The organism is Pseudoalteromonas sp. TB25 (genome assembly GCF_000497995.1).
Taxonomy (GTDB): domain Bacteria; phylum Pseudomonadota; class Gammaproteobacteria; order Enterobacterales; family Alteromonadaceae; genus Pseudoalteromonas; species Pseudoalteromonas distincta.
Genome location: NZ_AUTI01000359.1, coordinates 1 through 10,468, shown reverse-complemented (window position 1 = coordinate 10,468; position 10,468 = coordinate 1). Strand labels below are relative to the sequence as shown.

The 10,468-nt window shown below is 39.8% G+C and carries 7 protein-coding genes, 6 tRNA genes and 1 pseudogene; 3 read left to right on the top strand and 11 right to left on the bottom strand.

Annotated elements, in window-relative coordinates; all coding sequences use genetic code 11:
- Positions 1-47: 47 nt before the first annotated feature.
- The 10 genes and pseudogenes from L652_RS0115255 to L652_RS0115210 all read right to left on the bottom strand — a co-directional run bounded on the left by L652_RS0115255 (position 48) and on the right by L652_RS0115210 (position 5,252).
- Positions 48-123, bottom strand: a tRNA-Gly gene (locus L652_RS0115255).
- A gap of 49 nt (positions 124-172) precedes the next feature.
- Positions 173-259: transfer RNA gene (locus L652_RS0115250), tRNA-Leu, on the bottom strand.
- Between the two features lie 39 nt (positions 260-298).
- Positions 299-374: transfer RNA gene (locus L652_RS0115245), tRNA-Gly, on the bottom strand.
- A 64-nt stretch (positions 375-438) separates the two neighbouring features.
- Positions 439-525, bottom strand: a tRNA-Leu gene (locus tag L652_RS0115240).
- 37 nt (positions 526-562) lie between these two features.
- A tRNA-Cys gene (locus L652_RS0115235) sits at positions 563-636 on the bottom strand.
- A gap of 31 nt (positions 637-667) precedes the next feature.
- Positions 668-743: transfer RNA gene (locus L652_RS0115230), tRNA-Gly, on the bottom strand.
- 212 nt (positions 744-955) lie between these two features.
- Positions 956-1,501 (bottom strand): CDP-diacylglycerol--glycerol-3-phosphate 3-phosphatidyltransferase, encoded by a 546-nt coding sequence (gene pgsA, locus L652_RS0115225; RefSeq protein ID WP_032827134.1) that lies wholly within the window; start codon positions 1,499-1,501, stop codon positions 956-958.
- Between the two features lie 42 nt (positions 1,502-1,543).
- Positions 1,544-3,332, bottom strand: a pseudogene (gene uvrC / locus L652_RS01000000123915) (excinuclease ABC subunit UvrC).
- Between the two features lie 9 nt (positions 3,333-3,341).
- Positions 3,342-3,992 carry a UvrY/SirA/GacA family response regulator transcription factor gene (gene uvrY, locus L652_RS0115215; protein ID WP_002963136.1) on the bottom strand — a complete coding sequence of 217 codons (651 nt, stop codon included), beginning with the start codon at positions 3,990-3,992 and terminating at the stop codon, positions 3,342-3,344.
- Between the two features lie 108 nt (positions 3,993-4,100).
- Positions 4,101-5,252, bottom strand: a complete 1,152-nt coding sequence (locus tag L652_RS0115210; RefSeq protein ID WP_024596798.1) for a dicarboxylate/amino acid:cation symporter — start codon at positions 5,250-5,252, stop codon at positions 4,101-4,103.
- Positions 5,253-5,614: 362 nt separating this feature from the next.
- Between L652_RS0115210 and cysK the strand changes: the two genes are divergently transcribed.
- Positions 5,615-6,583 (top strand): cysteine synthase A, encoded by a 969-nt coding sequence (gene cysK, locus L652_RS0115205; protein ID WP_002963138.1) that lies wholly within the window; start codon positions 5,615-5,617, stop codon positions 6,581-6,583.
- 142 nt (positions 6,584-6,725) lie between these two features.
- The gene (locus tag L652_RS0115200; RefSeq protein WP_002963139.1) at positions 6,726-7,160 is read left to right on the top strand and encodes a hypothetical protein; all 435 of its coding nucleotides are present in this window, start codon (positions 6,726-6,728) and stop codon (positions 7,158-7,160) included.
- A gap of 343 nt (positions 7,161-7,503) precedes the next feature.
- Here the strand turns inward: L652_RS0115200 and L652_RS0115195 are convergent, their stop codons facing one another.
- Positions 7,504-9,780, bottom strand: a complete 2,277-nt coding sequence (locus L652_RS0115195; RefSeq protein ID WP_024596799.1) for an acyl-CoA dehydrogenase — start codon at positions 9,778-9,780, stop codon at positions 7,504-7,506.
- 167 nt (positions 9,781-9,947) lie between these two features.
- Here L652_RS0115195 and L652_RS0115190 point away from each other — a divergent pair.
- A partial coding sequence (locus L652_RS0115190; protein ID WP_029753295.1) for a M2 family metallopeptidase occupies positions 9,948-10,468 on the top strand: 521 nt, incomplete at its 3' end.

Below are 10,468 nucleotides of genomic sequence, written 5' to 3'. Positions count from 1 at the left end.
CGGTGCATGGCCACTCTGCCATTCCGCCTAAATGTTTCCAAATAATTTGGAGCGGTACACGAGGCTCGAACTCGTGACCTCGACCTTGGCAAGGTCGCGCTCTACCAACTGAGCTAGTACCGCAAAATACTATTTTATCAACTTTAAATTATCTTGGTTAAAAAATTTAAAGTGGTGCCCGAGGCCGGACTTGAACCGGCACGACTTGTTAGTCGAGGGATTTTAAATCCCTTGTGTCTACCAATTCCACCACTCGGGCATCGAGTTTGCTATTTAAAGCAAGTGGATAAAACTAATATGGAGCGGTACACGAGGCTCGAACTCGTGACCTCGACCTTGGCAAGGTCGCGCTCTACCAACTGAGCTAGTACCGCATCATATTAATTCTAAATTAACCGTTTTATAAATTACACTTGGTAATGCAATTAAACCACAAAGTGGTGCCCGAGGCCGGACTTGAACCGGCACGACTTGTTAGTCGAGGGATTTTAAATCCCTTGTGTCTACCAATTCCACCACTCGGGCATCGAGTTTGCTAATTAAAGCGTGTGGAGTGTTGAAATGGAGGCGGAACCCGGAGTCGAACCGAGGTAGACGGATTTGCAATCCGGTGCATGGCCACTCTGCCATTCCGCCCCAGTACGGGGTATTAACCTTAAGATAAACTTGGAGCGGTACACGAGGCTCGAACTCGTGACCTCGACCTTGGCAAGGTCGCGCTCTACCAACTGAGCTAGTACCGCATTTTATTTATCAGTTATTTGAATTAGCACATGATGATTTATGTGAACATTCAGGTAACTGATTAATTACCGTTTTGTTTATCTCGGGGGCTATGCCCTCTCAACACGGACGCATTCTACAGAGATTATTAAACGCGTCAATACAAAAAATGCTAGTTTTGAACTGTTTGCTTGTTTTTTATCTAAAACGGTGCGTTATTATACATTTAGAGTTAATTTTTAGTCAATTCACCCCATGCTGCACGTAAATATTGCATCATAGAACTCAAGGTTAAAAAGGTCGCAATGTACAGTAGTCCAAAACTTAAATAGTTCATCCATGTATCATATTGCCAAATCAAACCGATAATGGCTAACATTTGTGCAGCCGTCTTAATTTTACCCATGTTTGATACAGCGACATTACCACGCTTGCCCTGCTCTGCCATCCATTCACGAAGTGCAGATATGATAATTTCACGGCTTATTATAATAAGAGCAGGTATTGTCATGTACATTGACTGGTACTGATCAGATAACGCTACAAGTGCGGCACATACCATTACTTTATCAGCAACAGGATCTAAAAAAGCACCAAAAGGGGTTGATTGCTCAAGCTTTCTTGCTAAATAACCGTCTAGTATATCGGTGATTGATGCAAGCCAAAAAATAAAGGCGGCAGCAAAAAAAGCCCAGCTATAAGGCAAATAAAATATCACCAAAAAAACGGGGATAAGAAAAAGTCTAAATGTTGTGAGTGTGTTTGGAATATTCCACATAACTACTTGGATATGTCTTTTTTGCTATATTCGCATGTAGGGCTAGCCCTTGTCATGCAAATGGTTAAATATCTTCTCAGCCATGTCAGGGCTGATCCCAGGAACTTTCTTTAACTGTTCTATATTAGCAGCTTTTACTCCCTGCATGCCCCCTAAATATTTTAATAATGTTTGCCGACGCTTAGAACCGACTCCATTTATTTCTTCTAGTAGTGATTGCGTACGTTGTTTTTGGCGTTTATTACGATGCCCTGCAATTGCAAAACGATGAGATTCATCACGTATATGCTGTATTAAATGTAGCGCAGGTGCATCTGAATCCATAGGAATGGTTTTTCGACCACCGTCAATTAATAGTGTTTCAAGGCCAGGCTTACGGCTAGTACCTTTAGCAACACCTACTAACAAAGGCATTTTTGTATGTGGCCAGTTAGAAAAGTACTGCTCCGCGCGCCCCAGTTGCCCCTTACCACCATCAATAAAGATAACGTCTGGAATTTTGTCTTCATCTACTAATTTGTTGTAACGCTTATTAAGTGCAAACTCCATTGCAGCATAATCATCACCACCGGTTATACCCGTTACATTATAGCGCCTATACTCTTTTGTATTTGGGCCTTGTGAGTCAAATACAACACAACTTGCAACAGTGTTCTCCCCCATAGTGTGGCTTATATCAAAACACTCCATTCGGGTAATATCATCAAGTCGCAATGTTGCTTTTAATTGTGCATAACGTTTATTAATAGAGTCTTGGGTACTTTGCTTAACTGCAATACTGTTTAATGCATTTTTATTGGCCAGTTGTAAGTATTGAGCACGCTCACCACGGGTAACTACTTTAAGTGTTACTTTGCGCTCACTTATTTGTGTGAGTGCTTCACCGAGTGCCCCGCTCTCTTCTATTTCAAACGGTAATATGATTTCTTTTGCAATACGCCCTGTTGCTCCTGGCGCTAAATAGTACTGTCCTAAAAATGAAGTCAATATTTCTTGCTCACTTGAATCTTTAGGTACTTTTGGAAAATACGTTTTACTACCTAATACTTTGTGATCGCGGATCATTAATAAATGAATACCATTTAAACCATTTAAATGAGCAAAACCAACTACGTCCATTTCAGCAAAATTACCTGATATAGACTGTTGCTCCTGCATTTTACGAAGTAGCATTATTTGGTCGCGAACTTTTGCCGCCAGTTCAAAGTTTAATTGTAGGCTGGCTGCTTCCATTTTCTTTATTAAATCAGCAATAACTTCGTGAGATTTACCCGTTAAAAACTTACGGACATAGTCAACTTGCTCGCTGTAATCATCATCCGTAACTTTATTCACACACGGAGCTGAGCAACGCTTAAGCTGATATTGCAGACACGGGCGACTTCTTGCGCGGTAATAAGCATCTTCACATTGACGAACAGGAAATATTTTTTGCATTAAGCGCAAGCTTTCAGATACCGCTCCCGCGCTCGGAAAAGGTCCAAAGTACTCACCTTTAATTTTACGGCTNAGTTAATAAAATATAGGGATACGACTTATCGTCGCGTAATAATATGTTGTAGCGAGGCTGGTATTTTTTTATTAGATTATTTTCAAGCAACAGCGCTTCTGTTTCAGTATTAGTGAGTGTGACTTCGATGTCACAAATATTACTCACTAAAACGCGTGTTTTGCTGTCGGTAATGTTACTTCTAAAGTAACTGCTCACACGCTTTTTTAAATGCTTAGCTTTACCAACATAAATAACTTGGTTGTCACTATCAAGCATGCGGTATACACCCGGCTCACTTGATAGCGTTTTGAGAAAATGTACGTGATCAAATTCAGACATAAATTATAGTTAGTACGAAACGTCTATATCAATCATTTTATGACGGATTGCTAAATGGGTAAGCTCAACATCACCACCTACATTTAGCTTTTCAAACATACGGTAGCGATAGCTATTTACTGTTTTTGAACTTAGGTTTAAACGCTCAGCTATATTTTGTGCTTTTTCACCTTTAGTGATCATAAGCATAATTTGCAGTTCGCGTTCAGATAAGCTCTGAAAAGGATTTTCGTCTGTGCGACCTGTCACTTGCGCAAGTGCTATTTGCTGTGCAATTTCAGGGGCAATATAACGCTGACCGGCATGAACACAACGAATGGCACGCACCATTTCGTCAGAGCCAGCACCTTTAGTTAAAAAGCCATGTGCACCAATTTGCATTACTTTACTCGGAAACGGGTCTTCACAGTTAACGGTAAGCACAATAATTTTTACATCAGGGCAGTAACGACAAATCTTTTTAGTCGCTTCTAATCCGCCCATGCCTGGCATATTCATATCCATTAATACTATGTTTGGCGCATGCTGACGACAAAACTGTACAGCCTCTTCGCCAGTTTTAGCTTCACCAATTACTTTAAACCCTCGTACATCATCAAGAATACGCTTTATTCCTGTTCGTACAAGTTCATGGTCATCAACTAAAAGTACATTAATCAATGGAACATCCTCACTTACCTAACAACATGCAATTTAATTAAATTAATTTGCCACAGTAACATAGATAAAGCGAAACAATAACTAATATTATTGCCTCGCCCTAATAGTTTAAGATGACGATTTTTCGCTAAATCTGTCAACCCATAACGCAATGATACCATCACCCGTTACATTACACGCAGTACCAAAGCTATCTTGTGCCAAATAAAGTGCAATCATTAATGCAACCGCGCCTTCATTAAACCCAAGCATGCTTGTTAATAGGCCAAGCGCCGACATAACTGCGCCACCTGGAGCACCTGGTGCTGCAATCATCACTACACCTAACATCATAATAAACGGTAGCATACCCATTAATGAAGGGACTTCCATGCTTGGCGATAAAAACATAACAGCCATTGCACAGGTTACTATAGTGATAGTTGAGCCAGATAAGTGAATAGTCGCGCAAAGTGGTACGGTAAAGTTTGCTACATCTTCTTTAACGTTATTTGCTTTACTTGATTGAAGCGATACTGGAATCGTTGCTGCACTTGACATAGTACCTAACGCTGTAAAGTAAGCTGGTAGCATATTTTTAACTAATTCGATTGGATTACGTTTTAATAGTACACCTGTCGCTATATATAAAACGCTTAACCATAACCAGTGCATAACAAGCGCTGCAATTAGTACTACGCCAAATGTTTGCAGTGTATCTACCACAGTACCCGCTACCGTCATTTCGGCAAATACACCTGCAATGTAAAATGGTAAAGCAGGGATAATTACTTTTGATAATAATCCGTCAATCACATCTCGGCCCTGATCAGACACATTTTTAAGCGTATCAAGCTCTAATTGACTCATGCCTATACCAAATACAAAAGCAGTTACTAATGCGGTCATTACCCCCATTAGAGGTGGAATTTCTAAATCAATAAAGCTGCCAATTTCTGTAGCAACTTCTGCCTCGAATGTAATACCACCGCTTAAAAAAGGGATAACAGCACTTACTAATAAAAATGCAAGCGTACCTGCAATAATTGTAGAGCTATAAGCAAACCCGACTGTTTTACCAAGTAAGTGACCAGACCCTTTTGGTAGGCCTGCAATACCTGATGCAATAAAAAATAATATAATAAGTGGAATGGTAAAGGAGATAATTTGACCAATCAGCTCTTTTACTGTGAATAAAAGTTCAACACCAGTTATAGGTACATATAGTCCAACTAGGATACCGGCCACAATACCGGCAATTAATTTTAAGATTAATTTCATTGTGATTGCTTAATTGAATTTAGATACGTGTTTTTATCATGTTTTAGACGCATTGTGTGATAAAACTATTCAAGTTACATTCATATGCACAAATATTAAACAAACACAGCTTAATTCAATACTCTTTTGAACATTTTTTGACTAAACGAAGTTTTACTCTTTAAATTTTAAATTAAGCCCGCACCTATAATAACTAAAGCACCGCTAATAATTGATTTTTATTTCGACTGGTTATAAGCCCAATAGATATATGTTATAGCCAAACTTTACTTTAGTTTTTTTAAACTCACAGTAAAGTGTGTTTATATAGTTAGTAGCAAAGGCTATTAACACGTTGATCAGATTGCATCCAAAGGAACATTATGTCTACTATTTTTGAAGATAACTCACTAAGCATCGGTAATACACCGCTGGTAAAACTTAACCGTGTTACAGGTGGGAATGTATACGCTAAAGTTGAATCTCGTAATCCAAGCTTTAGTATCAAATGCCGCATTGGTGCATCGATGATTTGGGAAGCTGAAAAGTCAGGTCAGCTTGTTGAAGGTAAAGAACTTATTGAACCAACATCGGGGAACACCGGTATTGCACTTGCATTTGTTGCAGCAGCACGTGGTTACAAGTTAACGCTTACTATGCCAAACACCATGAGCCTAGAACGTCGCAAGCTATTAAAAGCATTAGGTGCAAATCTAGTACTTACCGACGGTGCAAAAGGTATGAATGGCGCAATTGAAAAAGCAAAAGAAATTCAAGCAACAGCACCTGATAAGTATATTTTATTACAACAATTCGAAAACCCTGCAAACCCAAAAATTCACTTTGAAACAACAGGCCCTGAAATTTATGATGCGCTTGATGGCAAAGTAGACTTTTTTGTAGCCGGTGTAGGTACTGGTGGTACTATTACAGGTGTTAGCCGTTACCTTAAAACAGAAAAAGGTCTAAACGTTAAGTCTATTGCTGTTGAGCCAACTAACTCTCCAGTTATTAGCCAAACGCTTGCCGGTGAAGAAATTAAACCAGGTCCTCATAAAATCCAAGGTATTGGTGCTGGCTTCATTCCTGGCAACTTAGATATGGACTTAATTGATGGCGCAGAGCTTGTATCTAACGAAGACGCAATTGCAATGGCGCATCAGTTAATGAAAAAAGAAGGTATTTTAGTAGGTATTTCGTCAGGTGCAGCGGTTGTTGCAGCTAAGCGAATTGCTGAAAAGCCTGAAAACGCAGATAAAAATATTGTTGTTATCCTACCTAGTGCAACTGAGCGCTACTTATCAAGCCCAATGTTTGATGAAGAGTTTAGTGAACAAGAACTAGTACAATAAGTAATTTTAAGATTTTTAGAAGGATGCTTTAGGCATCCTTTTTTATTATTTATTATCCAATTTTCTATTTATTGCCTGCCATACCTTTACATCTGCATAGATAAACCACACACTTTAAAAAAACTAATTAATAATAATTAATATGAAAAAAATCACGAGTTTATTAAGTTTGGTCATCTGTTTATTTTTATCAGCCTGTGGTGACGATACCAAAACACTTGGCGACACTCCTGGCGATACAGCAACCGCTTATTTTGATGCGCTTTATAACCAGCAAGACCTTCAAAAAGCCAGTACCATGGCAACCCCCAACCTTACACGTATAATGAAATCCTACGGCACCGCTAAACAGTTTTCCCGTAACTTAGTAAATATGCAATACGATGAAGTCACCATTGAAGTTGATATGACCAATATGAGCGTCCGTGAACAATACGGCGATAACGCTAAAATAAACCTTATTTTTACCGGCTATTTAAATGGTGATAAAATTGACGAAATGCGCAGTGTAAAAATGCTTCGTAAAAAGGGAAAATGGTACATAGATAAAATTGTTGCCGACCCTTACGCTCGTTAAAAATAAATGAATTAAACATAAAAAAGGCCTTACATTCGTAAGGCCTTTTTCGCTTTAGCAGGGCGTGTTGATCTTTGTGGATTGGAATTTGTTCAATCTAGGGGCGATTTAATCGCGGCGCGAGATTTGTAACCTAGTGGGCTAAGTAAAAACCGAGCAACAAAGAGTTAATCGTCCCTAGAAAGAACCCAAAGGGCAGCGCATGTTTGGCATTTATGCTGCGTTATCGCCTATTTATGGGGAATAACCACACTACATAGGCTCTGCCTTGCCTAAAAACCAAACAGCCTGCTGCAAATTCAACCACGAAAGGTCAACACGCCCTAGTATTTAAAGTAGTGCGCTACAGCTCACCTGGTTGAAAATTATCAACTGCAATGGCTTTCTTACGTAGCTTATTAGCATGATGCATTGCATCAGCATCCGTTTGCTCTAACAACTTATTTTCAAGCGCATAATTTATAGCACCTTCAATATCAAGCGTTGCAGGCACACTGCCCTTACGCTGCCATTGTTTTAAGTCTTTAAACTGCGCTTGCATATCATGCATAGCTAAAAATGCGCTTTCCATGACCCCTGTACCTGCATTTTCATCTACATAACATAAATGCGTTAAGCGGTTTCTAAATACACCAGGTTGAGTCATACGCTCGCAAATACTTTGTGCTATTTCATCACTTGGTCTGTGGTAATGGTTTCCAAGCGGGAACACTATACGTTTAAGGATAAAATTCACAACCGGATTTGAAAAGTTTTTAAAGAAGCCATTAAACGCTTGGCCAATTTCAAATAATGAGTTCTCAATTGCATATTTTACAAATGGTAAATCAGCTTGTTGGCGCCCTTCATCTTCATAACGTTTTAAAACAGTTGATGCTAAGTACAAATGACTTAATACATCACCCAAACGCGCTGATATCATTTCTTTACGTTTGAGCTCACCGCCAAGCATTAACATTGCAACGTCTGTACAAATAGCTAAGCCTCGGCTCATTCTACTCAGTTGTTTATAATAAATAGCCGTTTCACCACCTACAGGCGCTTTAGCAAAGTAGCTACGTGTTAAGCCATGCACAAATGCCATACCTGCATTACTTGCTGCAAATATTATATGGTTTATTAATAAACCATCAAATTGTTCAAGTGCTGCGTCGTCATCTTCCATTGCAGCGGCTTCCATTTCTTTTAAAACAAATGGATGACAGCGTGTTGCACCTTGGCCAAATATCATTAAGTTACGCGTTAAAATATTCGCGCCTTCAACCGTAATTGATACTGGAATCCCCATATAGCCATGCGCCAAATAGTTATTAGGCCCTACTTGAATTCCTTTACCTGAATGAATATCCATTGCATCATTCATTACCGTACGACCCATTTCAGTCATATGGTATTTAGCAATCGCTGTTACAACCGACGGGCTTAATTTTAAATCAATCGCACCTGCGGTCATTAATCTGCACGACTCAAGTGTGTAAGTTAAACCACCAATACGTGCAAGTGCCTCTTGGACACCTTCAAACTGCCCTATAGATACACCAAACTGCTGGCGTACCATGGCGTATGCCGATGTCATTTTTGAAGCTAAATGTCCAGTTGCTGCACTTAATGCCGGTAGTGATATACCACGCCCTGCACTTAAACACTCAACAAGCATTCTCCAGCCACGCCCTGCACACTCTTGACCGCCAATGATCCAGTCCAGTGGTATAAATACATCTTTACCGTAAGTGGTACCATTCATAAAGGCCATATTAAGCGGATAATGACGCTCACCCGTTTCAACACCCGGATGATCGGTTGGTATTAGAGCACATGTAATGCCTAGCTCTTTCTTATCACCTAATAAAGTATCAGGGTCATACATTTTAAATGCTAAGCCGAGTACAGTAGCCACTGGTGCAAGTGTAATGTAACGCTTTGACCAATTTAAACGCAGGCCCATTACTTGCTCGCCATTGTGCTCACCCATACACACCACGCCCGAATCAGGAATGCTGCCAGCATCAGAGCCCGCCTCTGGTCCCGTTAATGCAAAACAAGGAACATCTGTACCATTAGCTAAACTTGGCAGCCAACGATCTTGCTGCTCTTTAGTGCCATAGTGAAGAAGTAACTCGCCCGGACCTAAGCTATTAGGCACCATAACAGTGACTGCGGCTGTTAAGCTTTTAGTCGAAATTTTTGACACTATCGTCGAATTAGCAATTGCTGAGAACTCACGACCGCCAAATTTTTCAGGAATGATCAGTGCAAAAAAACCTTCTGTTTTTAGGTAATCCCACACTTCTTTTGGTAAGTCTTTGTCTTTTTGTACAATTTGATAATCATCAAGCATCGCCAATAAGGTTTCTACTTGGTTAGCCATAAATGCGTTTTCTTTATCGCTAAGCTCTGGTTTTGGAAAGTGGTGCAGTTTTTGCCAGTCTGGGTTACCACTAAATAACTCACCATCCCACCAAACATCACCTGCTTCCATTGCCTCTCGCTCTGTTTGCGATAATGGCGGAAGCACCTTTTTGAACATTTTAAACGTAGGACGACTAATCAAGTTTAGGCGAATATCTTTAACCGCAAAAATAACCACCACCACGACCAGCAATATTATAAATATTAACATGCGCACATTCCTTACACATTGAATGAAAATAGTAACTTAATTATGACCCATCTTAATTTAAATACAATCATTGCACGACGAGTCGTGAGCCTTAACGCATTCATTTTATTGTTTTAAACATCACTGCTATTATCAACGTTTTAATAACAATAAATTAAAGGAATAGCATGACCCCTTTTCGATTTAAACTAAGTATGAGCGCCTTAATGGTAGCAAGTACTCTTGCTTTAACGGCCTGCGATGCGCAAGTATCTATCGACACTACCGATTCACCACACACTAAAAAAGCTGTAACAGCTAAAGATGCAAATACATTTATAACAAACACAGAAAAAGAACTAAGTGCACTTTATTTAGAATCGAGCCGTGCAGAGTGGATTTACGCAAACTTTATTACTCACGATACATCTGCTCTATCGGCTGAAGTTAACCGTAAAATGACCGAAACAGTCGTGCGTTTAGCAAATGAAGCTGCAAAATACGACGAACTAGAGCTTGATTACGATGCTCGCCGTAAGCTTGATAAACTAAAACTAGCACTTACACTTCCAGCCCCACAAGACGCTGATAAAACAGCGAAGCTTTCACAAATTGTTGCAGAGCTTGGCGGGCTATATGGTAAAGGTAAATACTGTAAAGAAGATGGCAGCTGTTTGAGCCTTGGCGACATGACCTCAAAAATGGCCAC